The following is a 201-nucleotide window of genomic DNA, read 5'->3' as shown; positions in this document are numbered from 1 at the left end:
TATCAGATTCCGTCCGGCTCGATGGAGCCGACGTTGCACGGCTGTACCGGTTGCACCGAGGACCGGATCTACGTCGAGAAGCTCAGTTACGACTTCGGCGATCCGCAGCCGGGCGACGTGGTGGTGTTCAAATCGCCGAGCAGTTCCTGGGACGAGGGCTACCACTCGACGCGATCGAGCAACGGCGTCGTCCGGGGGATC

General features: G+C 63.2%; 1 protein-coding gene. It reads left to right on the top strand.

Annotated features, from left to right (window positions below):
• Window positions 1-201, top strand: a 201-nt coding sequence (locus ON40_RS34375; protein ID WP_040829416.1) for a S26 family signal peptidase, incomplete at both ends; no start/stop codon positions are given.

The sequence above is a fragment of the Nocardia jiangxiensis NBRC 101359 genome (genome assembly GCF_000308615.1).
In the GTDB taxonomy this organism is placed as follows: Bacteria; Actinomycetota; Actinomycetes; order Mycobacteriales; family Mycobacteriaceae; genus Nocardia; species Nocardia jiangxiensis.
The sequence above is the reverse complement of the archived record's forward strand: the minus strand, read 5'-3'. Positions and strand labels throughout refer to the sequence as shown.